23 protein-coding genes are annotated in these 19,359 nt (G+C 72.1%); 6 read left to right on the forward strand and 17 right to left on the reverse strand.

The features are described 5' to 3' along the window. The first annotated feature begins 56 nt into the window (after positions 1 to 56). Positions 57 to 206: a hypothetical protein gene (locus IF09_RS46430; RefSeq protein ID WP_199920498.1), complete on the forward strand. Its 150-nt coding sequence runs from the start codon at positions 57 to 59 to the stop codon at positions 204 to 206. Between the two features lie 253 nt (positions 207 to 459). On the opposite strand, the gene IF09_RS0129650 is transcribed toward IF09_RS46430, so the two are convergent. Next, entirely contained in the window at positions 460 to 1,221 is a 762-nt protein-coding gene (locus IF09_RS0129650; RefSeq protein WP_030300803.1) for a phosphoglyceromutase, read from the reverse strand. 152 nt (positions 1,222 to 1,373) lie between these two features. Here IF09_RS0129650 and IF09_RS0129655 point away from each other — a divergent pair, with 152 nt between their 5' ends. Beyond that, positions 1,374 to 2,660 (forward strand): MDR family MFS transporter, encoded by a 1,287-nt coding sequence (locus IF09_RS0129655; RefSeq protein WP_030300805.1) that lies wholly within the window; start codon positions 1,374 to 1,376, stop codon positions 2,658 to 2,660. 6 nt (positions 2,661 to 2,666) lie between these two features. Here the strand turns inward: IF09_RS0129655 and IF09_RS0129660 are convergent, their stop codons facing one another. Both IF09_RS0129660 and mshA read right to left on the reverse strand, forming a co-directional pair. Next, positions 2,667 to 3,170: a YbjN domain-containing protein gene (locus IF09_RS0129660; RefSeq protein WP_030300807.1), complete on the reverse strand. Its 504-nt coding sequence runs from the start codon at positions 3,168 to 3,170 to the stop codon at positions 2,667 to 2,669. Further along, the gene (gene mshA / locus IF09_RS0129665) at positions 3,163 to 4,545 is read right to left on the reverse strand and encodes a D-inositol-3-phosphate glycosyltransferase (RefSeq protein WP_030300809.1); all 1,383 of its coding nucleotides are present in this window, start codon (positions 4,543 to 4,545) and stop codon (positions 3,163 to 3,165) included. The genes IF09_RS0129660 and mshA overlap by 8 nt, the downstream gene beginning before the upstream one ends. 228 nt (positions 4,546 to 4,773) lie before the next feature. Between mshA and IF09_RS0129670 the strand changes: the two genes are divergently transcribed. The 3 genes from IF09_RS0129670 (at position 4,774) to IF09_RS0129680 (ending at position 8,424) form a co-directional block, all read left to right on the forward strand. Further along, entirely contained in the window at positions 4,774 to 5,583 is an 810-nt protein-coding gene (locus IF09_RS0129670) for a class I SAM-dependent methyltransferase (RefSeq protein WP_078613529.1), read from the forward strand. Positions 5,584 to 5,841: 258 nt separating this feature from the next. Further along, entirely contained in the window at positions 5,842 to 6,870 is a 1,029-nt protein-coding gene (locus IF09_RS0129675) for a C40 family peptidase (RefSeq protein ID WP_030300814.1), read from the forward strand. A gap of 249 nt (positions 6,871 to 7,119) precedes the next feature. Beyond that, positions 7,120 to 8,424 carry a PP2C family protein-serine/threonine phosphatase gene (locus tag IF09_RS0129680; protein ID WP_030300815.1) on the forward strand — a complete coding sequence of 435 codons (1,305 nt, stop codon included), beginning with the start codon at positions 7,120 to 7,122 and terminating at the stop codon, positions 8,422 to 8,424. Positions 8,425 to 8,446: 22 nt separating this feature from the next. Here IF09_RS0129680 and IF09_RS0129685 read toward each other — a convergent pair whose 3' ends face one another. From IF09_RS0129685 to IF09_RS0129720, 8 genes are all read right to left on the reverse strand, one after another. Next, positions 8,447 to 8,788 carry a DUF2516 family protein gene (locus IF09_RS0129685; protein WP_030300817.1) on the reverse strand — a complete coding sequence of 114 codons (342 nt, stop codon included), beginning with the start codon at positions 8,786 to 8,788 and terminating at the stop codon, positions 8,447 to 8,449. Positions 8,789 to 8,933: 145 nt separating this feature from the next. Continuing rightward, complete coding sequence (locus tag IF09_RS0129690) at positions 8,934 to 9,509, reverse strand: hypothetical protein (RefSeq protein WP_030300819.1); 576 nt, start codon at positions 9,507 to 9,509, stop codon at positions 8,934 to 8,936. A gap of 25 nt (positions 9,510 to 9,534) precedes the next feature. Further along, a complete protein-coding gene (locus tag IF09_RS0129695; RefSeq protein WP_030300820.1) occupies positions 9,535 to 9,936 on the reverse strand; it encodes a helix-turn-helix domain-containing protein in 402 nt (133 codons plus the stop codon). A 51-nt stretch (positions 9,937 to 9,987) separates the two neighbouring features. Next, positions 9,988 to 10,407: a VOC family protein gene (locus IF09_RS0129700; protein ID WP_030300822.1), complete on the reverse strand. Its 420-nt coding sequence runs from the start codon at positions 10,405 to 10,407 to the stop codon at positions 9,988 to 9,990. A 10-nt stretch (positions 10,408 to 10,417) separates the two neighbouring features. Then, on the reverse strand, positions 10,418 to 10,852 hold the full coding sequence (locus tag IF09_RS0129705; protein WP_037636336.1) for a helix-turn-helix domain-containing protein: 435 nt from the start codon (positions 10,850 to 10,852) through the stop codon (positions 10,418 to 10,420). A gap of 77 nt (positions 10,853 to 10,929) precedes the next feature. Continuing rightward, a complete protein-coding gene (locus IF09_RS0129710) occupies positions 10,930 to 11,706 on the reverse strand; it encodes a putative protein N(5)-glutamine methyltransferase (RefSeq protein ID WP_030300826.1) in 777 nt (258 codons plus the stop codon). A gap of 62 nt (positions 11,707 to 11,768) precedes the next feature. Next, entirely contained in the window at positions 11,769 to 13,013 is a 1,245-nt protein-coding gene (locus IF09_RS0129715; protein WP_030300829.1) for a GNAT family N-acetyltransferase, read from the reverse strand. 62 nt (positions 13,014 to 13,075) lie between these two features. After that, on the reverse strand, positions 13,076 to 13,684 hold the full coding sequence (locus IF09_RS0129720) for a hypothetical protein (protein ID WP_030300831.1): 609 nt from the start codon (positions 13,682 to 13,684) through the stop codon (positions 13,076 to 13,078). A gap of 163 nt (positions 13,685 to 13,847) precedes the next feature. On the opposite strand from IF09_RS0129720, the gene dtd reads away from it, so the two are divergent. Beyond that, on the forward strand, positions 13,848 to 14,273 hold the full coding sequence (gene dtd / locus IF09_RS0129725; protein ID WP_030300832.1) for a D-aminoacyl-tRNA deacylase: 426 nt from the start codon (positions 13,848 to 13,850) through the stop codon (positions 14,271 to 14,273). A gap of 35 nt (positions 14,274 to 14,308) precedes the next feature. On the opposite strand, the gene IF09_RS0129730 is transcribed toward dtd, so the two are convergent. From IF09_RS0129730 to IF09_RS0129760, 6 genes are all read right to left on the reverse strand, one after another. Further along, positions 14,309 to 15,277 carry a YgfZ/GcvT domain-containing protein gene (locus IF09_RS0129730; RefSeq protein WP_030300834.1) on the reverse strand — a complete coding sequence of 323 codons (969 nt, stop codon included), beginning with the start codon at positions 15,275 to 15,277 and terminating at the stop codon, positions 14,309 to 14,311. Between the two features lie 33 nt (positions 15,278 to 15,310). Beyond that, positions 15,311 to 15,766, reverse strand: a complete 456-nt coding sequence (locus IF09_RS0129735; RefSeq protein ID WP_030300836.1) for a Fur family transcriptional regulator — start codon at positions 15,764 to 15,766, stop codon at positions 15,311 to 15,313. 100 nt (positions 15,767 to 15,866) lie between these two features. After that, positions 15,867 to 16,439, reverse strand: a complete 573-nt coding sequence (locus IF09_RS0129740) for an FABP family protein (RefSeq protein WP_030300838.1) — start codon at positions 16,437 to 16,439, stop codon at positions 15,867 to 15,869. A 274-nt stretch (positions 16,440 to 16,713) separates the two neighbouring features. Next, a complete protein-coding gene (locus IF09_RS0129750; RefSeq protein ID WP_030300842.1) occupies positions 16,714 to 17,595 on the reverse strand; it encodes a hypothetical protein in 882 nt (293 codons plus the stop codon). After that, positions 17,592 to 18,560, reverse strand: coding sequence for a hypothetical protein (locus IF09_RS0129755; protein WP_234321190.1), 969 nt, complete (start codon positions 18,558 to 18,560; stop codon positions 17,592 to 17,594). Before IF09_RS0129755 ends, IF09_RS0129750 begins: the two co-directional genes overlap by 4 nt. Continuing rightward, positions 18,557 to 19,330: a hypothetical protein gene (locus IF09_RS0129760; RefSeq protein ID WP_234321191.1), complete on the reverse strand. Its 774-nt coding sequence runs from the start codon at positions 19,328 to 19,330 to the stop codon at positions 18,557 to 18,559. The genes IF09_RS0129755 and IF09_RS0129760 overlap by 4 nt, the downstream gene beginning before the upstream one ends. Between the last annotated feature and the right edge of the window lie 29 nt (positions 19,331 to 19,359).

Genomic DNA, 19,359 nt, shown 5'->3' on the forward strand with positions numbered 1-19,359 from the left:
ATGAATGAGGGCGAAGGCCAGTACGACTCCCTGTACGCCGCCTGCGAGGAGGATCCATGCCCGATTCCCCCGTCCCCATCATCCCGGAGCAGGAGCAGCCGCCGAGGCCGGAGCCCCTCCGCCTCACGCTGCTCGCAGCCTGCGGCTGCGGCTCGGGCTGCGGCTGCGGCTGCCAGTCCGGCGCGCCCTGCCAGTGCGGCGGCTGACCCCGCCCGGCCCCGCATCCCGTACGTGAAGGGCCCCGACCGCATTCCTCGGCCGGGGCCCTTCGTCTGCACGTGCTTCGTGACCGTGTGCGCCCCGGATTGACGCAGTGACGGCACGTCAGCATGAGTAACGCGAGCCGGCGAAGGCTCTGCGGCCGGACGATCCCCGCGCTGAGGGCCCACCGTGGGCCCGGAGCAGACGAGAGCCCCCGACCTGCACCGTACGCGCAGGTCGGGGGCGTGATCGCTCTTCTTACTTCTTCTTGCCCTGGTTCTTGACGGCTTCGATGGCGGCCGCCGCGGCGGTCGGGTCGAGGTAGGTGCCGCCCGGGTTGAGGGGCTTGAACTCGGCGTCCAGTTCGTAGGCGAGCGGGATGCCGGTCGGGATGTTCAGACCTGCGATGTCGGCGTCGGAGATGCCGTCCAGGTGCTTGACCAGGGCGCGCAGGGAGTTGCCGTGCGCGGCCACCAGGACCGTGCGGCCCGCGAGGAGGTCCGGGACGATGCCGTCGTACCAGTACGGGAGCATGCGGACGACGACGTCCTTGAGGCACTCGGTGCGCGGGCGCAGCTCCGGGGGGATGGCCGCGTAGCGCGGGTCCCCGGACTGGGAGAACTCCGTACCGTCCTCGAGGGCCGGCGGCGGGGTGTCGTACGAGCGGCGCCACAGCATGAACTGCTCCTCGCCGAACTCGGCGAGGGTCTGCGCCTTGTCCTTGCCCTGGAGCGCACCGTAGTGGCGCTCGTTCAGGCGCCAGGAGCGGTGGACCGGGATCCAGTGGCGGTCGGCGGACTCCAGGGCGAGCTGCGCGGTGCGGATCGCGCGCTTCTGGAGGGACGTGTGGACCACGTCGGGGAGCAGGCCGGCGTCCTTGAGCAGCTCACCGCCGCGGACCGCCTCCTTCTCGCCCTTCTCGTTGAGATTGACGTCCACCCAGCCGGTGAACAGGTTCTTCGCGTTCCACTCGCTCTCGCCGTGGCGGAGGAGGATCAGCTTGTGCGGTGCGTCGGCCATGCGTACGAGCCTAATGGACGCGCGGGGGCGCTCGCGCGCGGTGTCCACGCCCGTGGATTGACGGTGCGCGTCAATCCGGTGGCCTTCGCGGACCCCCCACCCGTAGGTTGCGGTGAGCAGGAGCGCCACTTACATCGCCGGGGGGATTCCGTATGTCCGTTGCCAGTCTCAGACGGGCGGCGCGCGAGAGCGTGTCGGGTCTGCCACGGGAGTTCTGGTGGTTGTGGACCAGCACGCTGGTCAACCGGCTCGGGGCCTTCGTCGCCACGTTCCTGACCTTGTACCTGACCGTGGACCGGGGCTATTCGGCCTCCTTCGCCGGACTCGTGGTGGCGTTGCACGGGCTCGGCGGGGTGATCTCCTCGCTCGTCGCGGGCGTGATGACCGACCGGCTGGGCCGGCGCCCTACGCTGATGGCGGCTCAGGCCTCGACGGCGTTCTCGGTGGCGCTGCTCGGGTTCATGGAGCACCCGGCGGCCATCGCGGCGGTGGCGCTGCTGGTCGGCATGACCTCGAACGCCTCGCGCCCGGCGGTCCAGGCGATGATGGCGGACATCGTCCGGCCGGAGGACCGGGTACGGGCCTTCGCGCTGAACTACTGGGCGATCAACCTGGGCTTCGCCGTCTCGGCGACGGCGGCGGGCTTCGTCGCCGAGTACAGCTACCTGGCCGGGTTCCTCGGGGAGGCGGCGCTGACGCTGGTCTGCGCGGTGCTCGTGTACGTGAGGCTGCCGGAGTCGCGGCCGGATCGGACCTCCGCGGAGAAGGCGGCCGCCGAGCCGGAGATCGGGCTCGGGACGGTGCTGCGCGACGGGCGCTTCATGGGCGTGGTCGGACTGTCGTTCCTGATCTCGCTGATCTTCACGCAGGGCTCGTTCGGGCTGCCGCTGGCCATGGGCTCGGGCGGCTTCTCCACCGGGGACTACGGGCTGGTCGTCGCCGTCAACGGGGTGCTGATCGTGCTCCTGCAGCTCCCGGTCACCCGGTTCCTCGAGACGGGCGACCCGCAGAAGCTGCTGGTGGTCTCGGCGCTGCTCGCCGGTTACGGGTTCGGGCTGACGGCCTTCGCCGGGTCGGTGTGGAGCCTGGGGCTGACCGTCTGCGTGTGGACGCTGGCCGAGATCATCAACTCCCCGACCCAGATGGGCCTGGTCGCCCGGCTCTCCCCGCTGCACGGGCGCGGCCGCTACCAGGGCATGTACACGATGTCCTGGGCAGTGGCCTCGCTGGTCGCTCCGCTGATGGCCGGGTCCATGATCGACCGGTGGGGCGCGGGCTGGCTCTGGGCGTCCGTGGCGCTGCTGGGCACGGTGGCGGCGCTGGGCTACTGGCTGCTGATGCGGAACCTGGCCGGAGCCGAGCCCGGGTCCGTGGTCTCGGCATCGGCTGCGGCGCCGGCGGCCCCCGCCCCCGCCCCGGCCACCGCCGTCGAGGCCTAGGCCGGGTCAGGACGACGGCTGCGTCAGGTGCTTGAAGGCGTCCAGGTTGTACGTCGGCTCGCCGCGCGAGACGCGCCATTCGTACTCGCGGCGGATCGCGCTCGCGAAGCCCAGCTCCAGCAGGGTGTTGAACGCGCCGTCCGCCGCCTCCAGGACCGTGCCGAGCAGCCGGTCCAGGTCCTCCGGGGTGACCACGGACAGCGGGAGCCGGGCCGTCAGGTAGACGTCGCCGAGCCCGTCGACCGCGTAGGCCATCCCGTACAGCTTGAGGTTGCGCTCCAGCAGCCAGCGGTGGACGCCCGCCTCGTTCTCGTCGGGGTGCCGGATGACGAAGGCGTTCACGGACAGGGAGTGCCGGCCGACCCGGACCGAGCAGGTGGTGCTCAGCTTGCGGGTGCCGGGGAGCTGGACCACGTACGAGCCCGGCTCCGGGTTCTCCCACGCGAGTCCGGCCTCGGCGAAGGTGCTCTCGATGATCGCGGCGGTGTCGGCGGTGTCAGCGTCAGCCATGGTGGGAGCGTACGCGACGGCGGTGATCGTGCATGGCTGCGGTGTACACGTCCGCCGTGCCGCTCGCCGCCGTGTCCCAGCCGAAGAACTGCGCGTGCCGCGCGGCCTCGGCGCCCATCCGGCCCGCGAGCCCCGGGTCGTCCACGAAGCGCCGGAGCTCCCGTGCGTAGTCCACCGGGTCGTGCCCGGGTACGAGGAGTCCCGTCACGCCGTCGTTGACGGCGACCGGCAGCCCGCCGACCTCGGCGGCCAGCACCGGCGTGCCGGTGGCCTGGGCCTCGATCGCCACGAGTCCGAAGGACTCGCTGTACGAGGGCATGACCAGCACGGACGCCGCCCGGAACCAGTCGGCGAGGGCGTCCTGGCGGACCGGCGGGTGGAAGTGGACGAGGTCGGCGATGCCGAGCTTCGCCGCGAGCTTCTGCAGCCCCTCCGGCTTGGCGAGGCCGCTGCCGCTGGGGCCGCCGACGACGGGGACGAAGAGCCGGCGGCGGAGCGAGGGGTCCCGGTCGACGAGCTCGGCGACCGCGCGCAGCAGGATGTCGGGGGCCTTGAGCGGCTGGATCCGGCCGGCGAAGAGCGGGATGACGGCGTCCTGCGGCAGGCCGAGGCGGGCGCGGGCGGCGGCGCGGCCGTCGCCGACGGTGAAGCGGTCGAGGTTCACGCCGGGGTGGACGACGGCGACCTTGCCCGGGTCGGCGTCGTAGTGCCGGACCAGCTCTTCGGCCTCTTCGGTGGTGTTCGCGATGAGCCGGTCGGCGGCGGCCACGATCTGGGTCTCGCCGATGACGCGGGCGGCGGGCTCGGGCGTGTCGCCCTCGGCCAGCGCGGCGTTCTTGACCTTGGCCATGGTGTGCATGGCGTGGACGAGGGGGACGCCCCAGCGCTCGGCGGCGAGCCAGCCCACATGGCCGGAGAGCCAGTAATGGGAGTGGACGAGGTCGTAGTAGCCGGGCCGGTGGCCGGCCCAGGCCTGCATGACGCCGTGGGTGAAGGCGCACAGCTGGGCCGGGAGCTCCTCCTTGGCGAGGCCTTCGTACGGGCCCGCGTCCACGTGCCGTACGAGGACGCCGGGGGCCAGCTCGACCACGGGCGGGAGGCCGCCCTCGGTGGCGCGGGTGAAGATCTCGACCTCGATGTTGATCGCGGCGAGGCGCTTGGCCAGCTCCACGATGTACACGTTCATACCGCCGGCGTCGCCGGTGCCGGGCTGGTGCAGCGGTGAGGTGTGCACGCTGAGCATGGCGACGCGGCGCGGCTTGCGGTGGTGGCCGACGGCCGGGAGGCGCAGGCGCGGCGGGTCGTGGCGGGTACCGCGGGCGGCGGCGATCCGGCCGCCGAGGCTGCCGCCGAGGCGGGACACGTACTGGCTCAAGAGAGCAGTTCCTCTCGCTCGGACGGCGGCGTGCTGGACGGGACGGGCATGCAGGGCAGCGCTGCGGAGCGCGCGGGGGCGCCCTCCAAGGAGTGCAACCGGTACGGCCGTGTCCCGCATTCCGGGAGCCGGTGTTTTTTCCTCGCTGTTTGCGGCGCGGTCTGCCCTCTTTTCATCCGGCGGGGGCCCTTTTTCCTCCGGCGGGGGCCCTCCGCTTACGCTCGGCGCATGTCCTCCCGCTCCGCCCCGCCCCCGCGCCGCCCTGTGGGCACGGTGACCCGCGGGACGACGAACCCGAACCGGCTGCGCCGGATGGACCGCTGGATCGCGGCCACGCACGGGGCGGTGCTGCGGCGCGCGCAGGCGCCCGTCGCGGTGGACCTCGGCTACGGGGCCGCGCCGTGGACGGCGGTGGAGCTGCTGGCCCGGCTGCGGGAGGCGGCGCCGCGCGTACGGGTGGTCGGCATCGAGATCGAGCCGGCGCGGGTCGCGGCGGCGAAGCCGTACGAGCGCGAGGGGCTCAGCTTCCGGCACGGCGGGTTCGAGGTGCCGCTGGAGGGCGGGGCCCGGCCGGCGCTGATCCGCGCGGCGAACGTCCTGCGCCAGTACGACGAGGAGCAGGTGGCGGCGGTGTGGGAGCGGCTGTGCGCGCGCCTGGCCCCGGACGGGCTGCTCGTCGAGGGGACTTGTGACGAGATCGGGCGGCGCCATGTGTGGGTTGCGCTGGGGCCCGAGGGGGCGCGCACGGTGACGTTCGCGACCCGGCTGGGCTCCCTCGAGCGCCCTTCGGACCTGGCGGAGCGGCTGCCGAAGGCGCTCATCCACCGCAACGTGCCGGGCGAGCCGGTGCATGCGTTCCTGCGCGACTTCGACCGGGCGTGGGCGGCGGCCGCCCCGTACGCCTCGTACGGGGCACGGCAGCGCTGGATCCGGACGGCGCGGGCGCTGGCCGCCGACTGGCCGCTTGCGGACGGCCCGGGGCGGTGGCGGCAGGGGGAACTGACGGTGCACTGGGAGGCGTTGCGCCCGGCGGGGTGAATGTGACGCGCGCGGGGAACCGGTTACCGGGGTGGCCCGTTGAGCCGTCGGGATGTGTGTGGGGGACTGGGGAAGATCGGGATGGCGCCTGTGAGGGTGTTGGAATTCACCGACTCGTGGCACCATCCCGAAGGCAGCGCAAAGTTACTGATGAATAGTCAGATCTGATGTCGGATCCGGTGCGGATCTGACGTCGGGTCGGACTCGGGGCACCTTGGGGGGACCATGGGGACCGTGGAGCGTAGGCGGCGCAGCGGTATGTCCGCTCTCACGCTGCTGTGTACGACGGCGCTGCTGGCCGTGGTGGGCATGAGCGGTGCGGCGCAGGCGGCGCCGCTTCCGGAGCCGGGCGCCAAGTCCCTCGAGCAGGTGCGCAAGGAGATCGACGAGCTGTACCGCCAGGCGGGCACGGCGACGGACGCGTACAACCTCGCCGACAGTGAGGCCAAGGCCCAGTCCGCCAAGATCGTCGAGATCGCGAAGCAGGTGGCGGCGGGTCAGGACCGGATCACGACCCTGAAGAACCGTGCGGGAGCCGCCGCGCGCGCCCAGTACCGCTCGGGCGGGATGCCGGCCGGCGCGCAGCTGGCGCTGAGCGGCACCCCGAGCCAGTTCCTCGACGGGGCGGACCGGATCCGCCGGGGCGAGAAGGCCGCCACGGACCTGATGTCCGAAATGAACCGCACGCAGAGCGACTTGCAGCAGTACGCGAAGGACGCGAGCGCTCAGTGGGAGAAGCTCGAGGCCAACCGGATCAAGCAGGAGACCTCGAAGAAGCAGATCGAGGAGAAGATCAAGGCGGCGGAGGCGCTGGAGAGCAAGCTGCAGGCCGAGGAGAAGGCCCGGCTGATCCAGCTCGAGCAGGAGGCGCAGTACAAGGCGCAGACGGCATGGCTGTCGACGGGCGTGCTGAAGGAGATCAACAGCTCGGCGTCGGAGTCGGGGAAGAAGGCGATCCAGTACGCCACGGCGCAGATGGGCAAGCCGTACGTGTGGGGCGCCGAGGGCCCGGACTCGTTCGACTGCTCCGGCCTCACCTCACAGGCCTGGCGCGCGGCGGGCAAGGGCATCCCGCGCACCTCGCAGGAGCAGCTGCGGCTGCTGCCGAAGGTCGCGATCAAGGACATGCGGCCGGGTGACCTGATCATCTACTTCGACGACGCCAGCCACGTCGGCATGTACGTGGGCGACGGCGCGATCGTCCACGCCCCCCGCCCGGGCCGCAGCGTCACCCTGACGGGGGCGGGCTCGATGCCGATCAAGGCAGTGGTCCGCCCGGACGCGTAACCGCAGCCCGCGGGGTGGGAAAGGCCGTGCCGGAGGGAACCCGCGGGGGGTTCCGCGCGTCTCGCCAGGCGGGACGACGACGGCCTCCGTCGTGACGTTGGTCATTCAGTGGTCAGTCAGTGAGGCGCATTCCCCCGCGATAACGGCATATGACGGCGGCCTTGGCCCGGAACGCCATTCCGTTCTGCGGCCACCGACCGCTAGGGTCTGCCGGACGCACCCTCGGGGGGAGGGAAGGAACCGGAGACGATGGCCGTACCCGTACCGCGGCAGAGGGAGACCCCCGCCACGGAGAGCGCGCAGGCCGCCCAGGCGGTCCTGGCCGCTCAGCTGCCCGCGGCGCCGCACGCCACCACACCCCAGGCGTCCCTGACCCTGCTGGTGATCGAGGACGATCCCGCAGGCGGGCTCACGGTGCCCGAGATCCTCGACGCCGACCGGCACCGCATCCGGCTCCGCACCGCCCGCAACCTCACCGAGGCCGCGCGCCTGCTCACCCACGACGTGCACTGCATCCTGCTGGACCTCTCCCTCTCCGGGACGGGGTCCACCGCCGGCGGCTCCCGTACCGCGGTCGTCGACGAGCTGGCCACCCTCCGCGAGGTGCTCCGGATCGCGCCCGGCCACGCCGTCCTCGTCCTCACCGCCGAGGCCGACGCCGAGCGCGCCGCCGAGGCCGTCCGGGTCGGGGCGCAGGACTTCCTCTTCCGTGACGAGCTGGACGGCCGCCTCCTCAGCCGGGCGATCCGCTACGCCGTGGAGAGAAAGCGGGCGGACATCGCCCAGTACAAGCTTGCAGAATCGAAACTTCGGGCCCAGGAGAACGCACGCCTCGAGCGCGGCCTGCTCCCCAACCCCCTCCTCGAGGGGTCGGACCTGCGCTTCGCCGCCCGCTACCGCCCCGGCCGCAGCCGCGCGCTCCTCGGCGGGGACTTCTACGACACCGTCCGCACCCCCGACGGCACCGTCCACGCGATGATCGGCGACGTCTGCGGCCACGGCCCCGACGAGGCCGCCCTCGGCGTCGAGCTCCGCATCGCCTGGCGCGCCCTGACCCTGGCCGGTCTGTGCGGAGACGACCTGCTGGCCACCCTCCAGGAGGTCCTGGAGGTGGAGCGCCCCTGCGAGGAGATCTTCGCGACCCTGTGCACGGTGGACATCTCCCCCGACGGCCGCCGAGCGGGCCTGTGCCTGGCCGGCCATCCGGCGCCGCTGATATCCCGGCCGGGCCGCCGGGCGCAGCTGCTGCCGTACGAGAACAGCGGTCCGGCGCTCGGCCTGCTGCCCAAGGCCCGCTGGCCCCGCCGGCAGGTCGAGCTGGGCGGCACCTGGAGCCTGATGCTCTACACCGACGGCCTGATCGAGGGCCGCATCGGAGACGGCAAGGAGCGGCTCGGGCAGGACGGCATGGTCGAGATGATCAACCGGCACCTGGATGAGGGTCTGAGCGGCGAGGGCCTGCTGGAGGCCTCCGTCACCGAGGCCCGGCGCCTCAACGGCGGCGAGCTCACCGACGACGTGGCCGTGGTCCTGCTCTCCCGCGCGGAGGGCTGACCGGCGGGCGAGCGGCGGCGGGTCAGCGCCCGCCGTTGTACGGGCCGTACGGGCCGTCGCTGCTGCTGCCGCCCTTGCGCCGGCCGCCACCGCCCGAGACCTGCTTGAGGGCCGGGCGTACGTCGACGAAGAAGACGATGGTGGCCACGAGGCCGGCGATCTGCAGGAACAGCATCCCCAGGAAGAAGTCCACCAGCACGGTGACCCCGAGGATGACCAGCCAGAACGTCTTGGTCTGCTTGTCGGCGGCGCGGTACGCGTCCTCGCGCGCGAGGACCGCGAAGACGAGGGCCACGACGGCGAGCGCCAGCATGGCGAACCCGAGCAACGGGAGCACTCCGTTATCGAACCCGTTCATCAACATCGCCTTTGACCGCCCTCTCACGCTGCGCACGCCTGATGCCGCCTGCCTCCACGCTACCGGCAGAGCGGCCCCCGCAGACGACAACGGGCCGGACACCCCGCTGGTGCCCGGCCCGCCGTCACGGAATCCGCTTCCGGTCCGCGGTTCAGCTCTCGTCGCCCGCCATGACGGCGGCCTTCTTCGTGTTGTTCCTGCGGGCCGGGGACTTCCGGGCCGAGGGCTTCTCCTCGTCGGAGCCCGCAGCCTCGGTGGAGGCGTCGGCGGGCTCTTGCGCCGGCTGCTCCGGCTTCGGCTCGACGGCGACCGCGATGTCGACGATCTCCTCGGAGACCTCGCCGCGCCAGGTGCGTACGGCCTGCTCGCCGTGCTCGGCGACCTTGTCGTACGTCTCCTTGGCGCGCACCGCGTACTCGGCGGCCACGCCGACGCCGCGCAGCGCCAGGTCCTGCGCGGTCTCCCCGAGCTTCTTCGGGTCGATCGCGGTGAGCACCTCGGCGAACTTGGCGGTGACCGCCTCCTGCGCCTCCCTGGCCTTCTCCTGCACGATCTTCGGGTCGGTGTTCTTCACGGCCTCGATGCGTGCGGGTGCCTCGGCGCGCAGCTGCTCGATGAGCCCGGGCACCTTCTTCGCCTGCTGCACCGCGAGGTCGGCGGTGCCGGCGGCGAAGTAGAGCGGAGTCGGGTCGGTGAGGGTCTTCTTCAGGTCATCGGCGATGGCCATGTGGCTGGTCCTCCCGGATCACAGTTCAGTTCGTAGGGTGCATGTCGGTGTCGTCGTCGTCCGCGCCGGCCGGTTCGGCCTCGGCCGCGTTCTCCTTGCGGAACGAGTCGTAGATCTGGAGCAGCACCTGCTTCTGCCGCTCGTTGATGGACGGGTCGCCGAGTATCGCGGCCCGCGTCTCCACCTCGTCGCGATCCCGCTCGTCGAGGATCCCGGCCTGCACGTACAGCGTCTCCGCGGAGATCCGCAGCGCCTTGGCGAGCTGCTGCAGGATGTCCGCGCTCGGCTTGCGCAGCCCGCGCTCGATCTGGCTCAGGTACGGATTCGACACCCCCGCCGCGTCGGCCAGCTGCCGCAGCGAGAGCTGGGCCTGCCGCCGCTGTTCGCGGAGGTACTCGCCGAGATTTCCGACGTTGAGCGATGCCATGCGTCGATCCTGCCGGACTTTGCTAACTATTGCAAGCGTGTGCTTGCAAAATCACCCAGCGGTGCGCGGCTGGTTGAAGCGCAGCATGTTGCCGGCCGGGTCGCGGAACGCGCAGTCGCGGACCCCGTACGGCTGGTCGGCGGGCTCCTGGAGCACCTCGCCGCCGGCGGCGCGGATGCGCTCGAAGGCGGCGTCGACGTCGTCGGTGGAGAAGATCACGCCGCGCAGCATGCCCTTGGCGAGCAGCTCGGCCATCGCCTGCTTGTCGGCCGGCGAGGCGTTCGGGTTCGCGGCCGGCGGTTCGAGGACGATCTCCACGTCCGGCTGCGCGGGCGAGCCGATGGTCACCCAGCGCATCCCCTCGAAGGCCACGTCGTTGCGGACCTCCATGCCGAGGGCGTCGCGGTAGAAGGCGAGCGCCCTGTCGTGGTCGTCGACGGCGATGAAGCACTGGGACAGCTTGATCTCCATGCCACCGACGCTAAGGGCGGGCGCCGGTTTCCGCTCCTCCGCCCGCGGCCGTTCCCCTTCTGACCGGCCGGGTGTGGATCTTGGCGATGCACGCCGGGACGGCCGCGCCGGGGTCGTGGCGGCGGGCCCGGTACGCGCTCGGGCTCTCGCCGACCAGCTCCGTGAAGCGGGAGCTGAACGACCCGAGCGAGGTACAGCCGACCTCGAAGCAGACCTCCGTCACGCTGAGGTCGCCCCGCCGCAGCAGCGCCTTGGCCCGCTCGACGCGGCGGGTCATCAGGTAGCTGTACGGGGTCTCCCCGAAGGCGGCCCGGAAGCTGCGGGAGAAGTGCCCGGGCGACATGAGGGCGACCCGCGCCAGCGCCGGGACGTCCAAGGGCTGCGCGTAGTCCCGGTCCATCGCATCCCGGGCCCGCCGCAGCCGCACGAGATCGTCGAGGTTCACCCTGCCAGCCTAAGGCGGCGGTGGCGACGGTGGCGGGAGACCGCGACCACCGCCAAAGAGGGGGCGCGGCCGGGGGCTCAGGCCGTGCGGGTGCCGATCACCACCGTGGCGTGCAGTTCCTCCGACGTGGTCGCGCGGACGGCCAGGCCCGCCGCCGAGAGGGCCGAGGCCGTCCGCGGGGACTGGCGGGCGCTCGTCTCGATCAGCAGCCGGCCGCCCGGCGCCAGCCACGGCAGGGCTCCCGCCGCGACCCGGCGGTGGACGTCCAGGCCGTCCGCGCCGCCGTCCAGGGAGGTCAGGGGCTCGTGGTCGCGGGCCTCCGAGGGGAGCAGCCCGATCTCCTCCGTCGGCACGTACGGGGCGTTGACCACCAGCAGGTCCACCCGGCCGCGCAGCGAGTCCGGGAGCGCGGCGTACAGGTCGCCCTCGTGGACCCGCCCACCGTACGGCGCCACGTTGAGCCGCGCGTACGCCAGCGCCGCCGGGTCGATGTCCGCCGCGTGCAGTTCCACCCGGGCGCCCAGCTGCGCCGCCACCGCCGCGCCCAGCGCGCCGACCCCGCAGCACAGGTCCAGGACGACCGCGTCCAACCGGCCCAGCGCCACGGCCTCCTGCACCAGGAACTCCGTGCGCCGGCGCGGTACGAACGCCCCCTCGCCCACGCGCATGCGCAGCCCGCAGAACTCCGCCCAGCCGACGACGTGTTCCAGCGGTTCGCCGCCGGCCCGGCGGGCCACCAGGTCCGCCAGGTGGCCGTCGTCCCCGGCGGCAGCCGTCAGCAGCTCCGCCTCCTCCTCCGCGAAGACGCAGCCCGCCGCGCGCAGGGTTTCCACAATCGAAGCCACGTAGTCCAGCCCACTCCTCGGTCGTCCACCAACGATCCCATGCCCTCTCACGCCCCCTCGTGCCCGCGGCATCAGAACATCGTCGGGCACCACGGGCGGCGGGCCGTGCGGAACACCGCGTCAGCGAGCGCCAGCGCCCCCGGCCGCTCCTCCGCGATCCGCCCCAGCGCCCCGAGCCGCACCGCCGACTCGTCGCCGAGGTACAAGGAGCCCAGCTCCGACACGTCGAGCCGCAGATCCGCCGGCTCCTCGGTGACCGTGCACTCCCCCGTGCCCGCGTCGAGCCGGTAGCGGCCCGCGGCCGGCCCCGCCGCGTCCGTCACCTCGAGCACGAGGACCCCGGGCACGGCGTACGTCCGCGCGCCCAGGGCCCGTACGACGTCGATCACCCGCACCCACAGGAAGTCCGAGGCGGTCACGATCGTGGCCGCGCGCGGGTCGGGCAGCAGGTGCGGGACGAGGTCGTCGGGGGCGCGGTAGCCGGTGCGGACCTTCAGCACCCAGTCGATGGAGCACAGGAAGTGCCACAGGGCGCGCTCCGCGTCCGGCGTGACGGCGATCAGCTCCTTGACCTGCACGGTGTTGAGCGGGACCTTCGCGTCCGTCCAGTGGTCATCGGACGTGTACACGGCGATGCCGGCCGGCTCGCCGTCCGCCGTCCGGTACACGGCGTGGAACTTGTCCTTGTACGGGCGCAGCGACGTCTCCTCCAGCCCGCAGGCCAGGCGCCACCAGCGCGCGTCCCGGCTGACCGCGCCCGGCGAGAGCGCCCGCAGCCGCTCGTGCAGCCCGGGGCCGAGCGCGTGCGCCTCGGCCACGTCCACCAGCTCGATGCTCCCGCCGTCCGCGGGCCCGGACCAGCGCGGATCGAGCCCGGTGCGGCTCACGTCGATCTCCCACTCGGCGATCGAGGCCGCGGACCCGAAGCCGTACCGCCCGTAGATCGGGTACTCGGCGGATATCAGCGTGGCCACCACGTCGCCGCGGGCCTGCGCCGCCGCCAGCCCGGCGGCCATCATCCGGGTCAGCAGGCCTTGGCGGCGGTGCGTGGGCAGTACGGCGACATTGGTGACGGCGCTCGCGGGCACGGCCGCGCCGCCCGGGACGGTCAGCTCCTGGGCGAAGGAGCGGAAGGTGGCCACGCAGCGGCCCGTGCCGGCGTCGAAGGCGCCCAGCGTGCGCTCCAGGTCGGTGTGCTCGGCCCGCTGGGCGATGTCGGACTCGGTGACGCGCTCGGGGCGCAGGAAGCCGGTGTTCACGGCTCTGAGCCACTCGGGGAGTTCGGATGCGGCGATCGGCCGGACGTCTGCACTCATAACCGGCCACGCTAACCGCAGCCCCGGACGGAGTCGCCCGAATTTCCCTGCGCCTGGACCGCCTACACCAGCAGGTCGTCCACCTGCGCCTCGCCCTCCCGGTAGCGCCGGGTGATCTCCGCACTGCAGTCGTCCGCCGTGCGCTGCAGCTGCTGCCGGCGCCGCGAGACCTGCTGCTCGTAGCCCACCAACCGGCCCATCGCGTCGTGCAGTTCGCCGTCGGTACGGGCGTCCAGGTCCGACAGCTCCACGTCGGACAGCATCTCCGCGGCCAGCAGCCGGAACTCCTCGCTGTGCGGGGTGCCGAGCGTGACGTGCCGGGCGGAGGCGCTGCGGCTGGAGGGCGCGTCGGCGAGGATCTCCGAGAGCCGGTCGACCACCGGCGGCTCCGGGGGCACCGGCGCCTCCGGGTCGCTGCGCCGGGCCAGTTCGGCGCGCAGGATGTCGATCCGGCCCTGGAGGAGTCTGCGTACGTAGCTCAGATCGGCCTCGTCGCGCTGCGCGTCGCGGCGCAGCGTGCGCAGTTCCGGCAGCCCGAGCGCGGTGGCGGGCGTGGTCGGCGCCCGATCCTCGCCCGTGCGCTGCGCGGGCGGTCGGACCGCGCCGGCCGGAGTGGCCGCAGTTGATGCAGGTACGGGTGATGCAGGTACGGAGGTACCCGAAGTATTCATGTGAACGTGTCCGTCCCCTCGACCGGTGCATGGGGTCTCGCCCGGCCCGTGGGACCGGAGGGAAGCACCGCCTGCGTGCATCGTGCCACTCTCCGTGGTGCAGGTGCAGTCCCACCCCACCCGATCGGCCCCTGATGGGTGCACGCCTGATACACAAGGTGGTATGCGAGCAGTGGTGCAGAGGGTGAACGGCGCGAGCGTCGTCGTGGCCGGCGAGACCGTGGGCGAGATCGTCGGCGAGGGGTTGTGCGTGCTGGTGGGGGTGACCCACGACGACACCCCGGAGAAGGCGGCGCAGCTGGCCCGCAAGCTGTGGTCCGTACGGATCCTGGAGGCGGAGAAGTCCTGCAGCGACATCGGTGCACCGCTGCTGGTGATCTCGCAGTTCACGCTCTACGGGGACGCCCGCAAGGGCCGCCGCCCCACGTGGAACGCGGCGGCGCCCGGCGAGGTCGCGGAGCCGCTGGTCGACGAGGTCGTCGCGCAGCTGCGCGCACTGGGGGCGACGGTGGAGACGGGCCGGTTCGGCGCGGACATGCGCGTCTCGCTGACCAACCACGGCCCGTTCACCATCGTCATCGACGTATAGTGCCGTGGCCTTTCCGGTCACAGCACTGGACGCCGTTACGGCGCCACGACGACCTCCTGCGCGGCGGCCGTCTTCCCGGCCAGCAGCGGGGCGTCGACCGGCACGTTCCGCTTGACCAGCGCCAGGGCGATCGGGCCCAGCTCGTGGTGGCGGACCGCGGTGGTCACGAAGCCCAGCTGGCGGCCCTCCTCCCCGTCGGCGGCGAGCCGGATCGGGGTGCCGTGTGCCGGGAGCAGCACCTCGGAGCCGTCCAGGTGCAGGAAGACCAGGCGGCGCGGGGGCTTGCCCAGGTTGTGGACGCGGGCCACCGTCTCCTGGCCGCGGTAGCAGCCCTTCTGGAGGTGCACGGCGGTGCCGATCCAGCCGAGCTCGTGCGGGATGGTGCGGTGGTCGGTCTCCAGGCCGAGCCGCGGCCGGTGCGCCTCCACGCGCAGGGCCTCGTACGCGAGCAGCCCGGCGGCCGGGCCGTGCGCGGCGGCGAAGGCCTCCAGCTCGGCGCGGGGCAGGAAGACGTCGCGGCCGTGCGCGGTCTCCCGTACGGCGTACTCCTTGGCGACCTCGGCGATGGAGCCGGCCGGCAGGTGCACGACGGCGAAGTCCTCGGTGCGGTCGGCCACTTCGACGCGGTAGAAGAACTTCATCGACTCCAGGTAGGCGATGAGCGCCTCCTGGGTGCCGGGCTCCACGTGCGCCCACACGGTCTCGCCGTCGTCGACGAGGTAGAGCGCGTGCTCGATGTGGCCGTTGGCGGAGAGGATCAGCGCCTCGGTGGCCCGCCCGGGCGGGAGTTCGGTGAGGTGCTGGGTGAGCAGCAGGTGCAGCCAGCTCAGTCGCTCCGGTCCGGTGACGGTGACGACTCCGCGGTGCGAGAGGTCGACGAAACCGCGGCCGTCGGCGAGCGCGCGTTGTTCGCCGTAGAGCTCTCCGTAGTGGGCGGCGACGCCCTCGTCGCGGCCTTCGGCCGGTACGGCGCCGGGGAGATGGAGCAAGGGGCTGCTGGTCATGCCACCAAGCCTACGACCCGGCCCGGCCCGCTCCTATGCCGGAGCGTCGTGCTGCTTTGCGGCGCACTTCTTGCAGAGCCCGAAGATCGCAAAGTGTTTCATGTCGGTCTCGAAGCCGAAGGTGGCGCGCAGCTTCGCGGTGAACTCGGCGGCGATGTCCACGTCCGCCTCGATCACCTCGGTGCACTCGCGGCAGACCAGGTGGATGTGGTGGTGCCGATCGGCGAGGTGGTACGTGGGGGCGCCGTGCCCGAGGTGGGCGTGCGAGACGAGCTTCAGCTCCTCGAGGAGCTCCAGCGTGCGGTAGACGGTGGAGATGTTCACTCCGGAGGCGGTCTTGCGCACGTGCGCGAGGATCTCGTCCGGGGTTGCGTGCTCCAGCGTGTCGACCGCTTCCAGCACGAGCTGGCGCTGCGGGGTCAGCCGGTATCCGCGCTGCCGCAGGTCGGTCTTCCAGTCAGCACTGCCGGTGTCTCCGATGGTCCCCACCCGGCCAGTGTAAGCGCGCGAAGGGGACCACGGGCCGGCCCGTGGTCCCCTTCTTGCACAGTCTGTGGAAAGCCGTTCGACGCGTCGGAGGCTCAGCGGCTCAGCGGAAGAAGGCGATGCCGTCGTCCGGCATGTCCGGCAGGTTGCGCGCCATCTCGGCGACCTCCTCGGGCGTGACGACCTTCTTGAGCTGGGCCGACATGTACGGACGCAGCTCGACGTCCGGCGTGGCCTTCTCGCCGACCCACATCAGGTCGCTCTTCACATAGCCGTAGAGCCGCTTGCCGCCGCTGTACGGGCCGGAGGCCGCGGTGCGCGCGACGGCGTCCGTCACCAGGTCGATCTGCGGCTTCTGGTCGGCGAGCTCGCCGTACCAGACCTCGACGACGCCCTGGTCGCGGACCATGACGATCTCGACCTTGCGGTCCTTGTCGATGCGCCAGTAGCCGGACTCGGACTCCAGCGGCCGCACCTTGTTGCCGTCGGCGTCGAGGACCCAGCTGTGGGAGGTGTACTCCAGGAAGTCCCGGCCGTCGTGGCTGAAGACGACTTCCTGGCCGAAGTTGCACTTCTCCTCACCGGGGAAGTCGAAGACGCCCGCGCCCTCCCAGGTGCCGAGGAGGAAGGCGAGGGGGACGAGGCCCGGGTTCAGGTCGGACGGGATCTGGATCATGTGTGGCTGCTCAGGCGATCTGTGGGGAGGGGTTCCGGGTCCGGGAGGGCGGCCGATCGGAGATCAGCGCTGGCCCTGGTACAGCTTCTTCACTGCGAGGCCGGTGAAGGCGAGCACGCCGACGCAGACCAGGATCAGCAGGGAGGTGAAGAATGCCTCAAGCACGGGGTGCTCCTCGGAGTGATGGGGGCGTGTACGGGGCCGGTCCCCAAGCCTACTGGCCCGGGGGCCGGCGCACTCCGTGAGGTAGGCCGCAGCCGCCTCCTGCGAGCGGTCAGCCCAGCAGCTGGCTCTGCAGGACCACCGTCTGGTGGAAGGGAACGGCGGCCACCTCGCCCTTGCGGGTCTGGAGGATCACGGCCTGGACGTCACCCGCCTGGAGGCATCCGAGCTTGGTCTGCTCGTCCCCGCCCGCGGACTTGGGCTCCTGGTACAGGCTGATGGCGCTGCTGCTGAGGGTGCCGGCGTAGCCCACCGTCTGCCCCTCCATGGTGGGCTGCGTGCTCTTGACCTTGCTCCAGGCCAGGTCCATCTCCAGGACCGGGGCGCCGGCGAGCTGCGTGTTGATGTTGCAGCCGCGGAAGGTGTTCACGAAGCCCGAGGAGTGGAAGCGCAGCAGGTAGATGTGCGTGCGCGTGCCGTCGGGGGTGATCCAGCCCCGGCCGGCGATCTGGCGCAGACCCTCGTACTCCAGGCCCTCCTTCAGCTTCGCCCGGCTGTCGGGGGCGTACTCCTCGAGGAAGGCGTCGGTGGACACCAGCCGGTCCTTGTCCGCCTTGAGCCCGGCATCCGGCCCGGCGCCCTCGGGGGCGGGCAGCAGCAGACCGGTGAGCGGCGCGTAGTGCCTGTCGTCCTTGTTGTCCTTGCCCGCGGGCAGCGGGGCGCCGGCGGGCAAGGCGGGCTTGGCCAGAGCGGGGTAGACCCAGCGGCCGTCGTCCTTGGTGGACAGGCCGGGGAGGTCGGTGCGCTCGGCCCGGCTGATCCCGTACGTGACCCCGGTGCCGACGGCGGCGAAGACCACGACGGCGGCCGTCCACCGCAGGGCGGCGAACAGCTTGCGACGGTCCTTGGGGGCGGTCGGCGCCGCTGCCTCTGCCGGCGCCGCTGCCGGCGGCTCCGCCACGGCAGCGGTGTCGGCGGTGTTCTGCTCGGTCACACGGACTCCCCGGGGGACTTCAGGTGGTTCAGCTGCTGCTTGAACAGGCCGGCGGCGTCGTTCGCGGAGAGGGGCTTCGGCCCGTACATCCGGAAGCTCACCAGCACGTCGCCCTGGAGGGCCTCGCAGTCGATGGTGTCGATCTTGTTGTGCTCTTCCTTCTTCTCTTTGCCGAGGACCGAAAGCGAGCACTTGGCGTCGGGGAAGCCCTCGATCTTCGGCGCGTCGCGGTCGCCGCCGAGCAGCTCGAGGATCTTCTTGCTGAACTCGGAGAACTTCGCGAGGGCCTGCGGGTCGGCCTGGGTGAGCTGGATCTCCATCACCTGCTGGTCGCGGAGATGGTGGTAGCTGCGGGCGGCCACGCCTTTGAGCTTCAGTCCGTCCAGCGCCTTGTCCCGTTCCGCCCGCTCCTCGCCGGAGAGCCCGGTGTCCGCGTCCTTCACGGCCTGGAGCGCCCGCTCGCCCGACACGTAGAAGTCGTTGCCCTCGGGGTCGAGGTCGGGACCGAGCTCGAAATCTGCGGAGAGCGGCAGCAGCTTGCCCGTCAGGGCGTTCGGCGGCACGGTCGGGACCGGCTCCGGCGTACCGGCGGGCCTGGGATCGGCGCTCGCCGCGACCCAGTACCGGGTCGGCGCGGTGCGGTCGGCGTCGGCCATCCGGCCGGCGGCCCAGAGGGCGCCGCCGGCGAGGACGGCGATGCCGAGCCCGCCCGCGATCAGCGCCACGGTCCGGCGGCTCCCCGCCCGCGGCGCGACGGCGGACGCCGCCTCAGGGGCGGTCGCTTCGGCCGGGGCGGTCACCTCGGCCGGGGCGGTCGCCCCGGTCGGTGCGGTCGCCCCGGTCGGTGCAGTCACCTCGGCCAGTACGTCCGGCGCAGCCGTCTCGGTTGCCGCGATCGCCTCGGCGGCCTCAGCAGGCTCGGCCGCCTCCGCCGTCACGTCCTTGCTGTCCTGCAGGTCGCTCACAGCCGCTCCCACTGTCGCTTCGCGATCTCGACGATGTCCTTCTCGTCGAGGACACCGCGGTTGTTCATGTAGCTGACCTCCATGACGATGTCCCCGCGCCGGGCGAGGACCCGGGCCGCCTTCACCGGGAGGTAGCCCGGCTTCTCCCGCGGCGCGGAGTCCACCCACAGGTGGCCGAAGTCGGCGGGCACGCCGGGCAGGTCCTTGCCCGAGTTGCCCGCGTACCTCTCTTCCGCCAGGTAGTCGTGGGCGTGCTGGTACCAGTCGGCACCGGAGCGGTCCCGGTACTGCAAGAGCCGGACGGTGACGAAGTTCCGGTCGTCCTGCGCCCATTCAAGTTCGGCGATCCGCCGTACGTCGTGCCGGAGCTGGCCGCCGAGGCCGCCGCCCGGCTTCTCGTAGTAGTCCGCCGAGAACTCGTCCGGGGACACCGTCCCCGACGAGCGGACCTCCACCCCGGCCGGGGCTTCGATCAGAAGCTTCGCCAGGTCGTCGTCCGTCTTGTGCCAGCGGTTGGCGTTGAGGGAGCGGGCGCTCGTCGACTCGTTCGGAGCCTGCGGCTTCGGCTGGTCGATCTCCTGCTGCGCCAGCGGCGGCAGCGGGGTGGGCTCGCGGTCGTACTGGATCGCGTAGCCGGTGACCGTACCGGCGAGCACGCCGAGCACGGCGGCGCCGGCGATCAGGAGGACCGTACGGCTGCGGCCGCGGGGGCGGCGTGCTGCGGTCTCCTCCCCTTCCGGCTGCTCAGGAAGGGTCTGTTCGTGTTCCAAAGGAAGTCCCCCCACAGGACGTGAGGCAC

The sequence above is a fragment of the Streptomyces katrae genome (assembly GCF_000717655.1).
Lineage (GTDB): Bacteria > Actinomycetota > Actinomycetes > Streptomycetales > Streptomycetaceae > Streptomyces > Streptomyces katrae_B.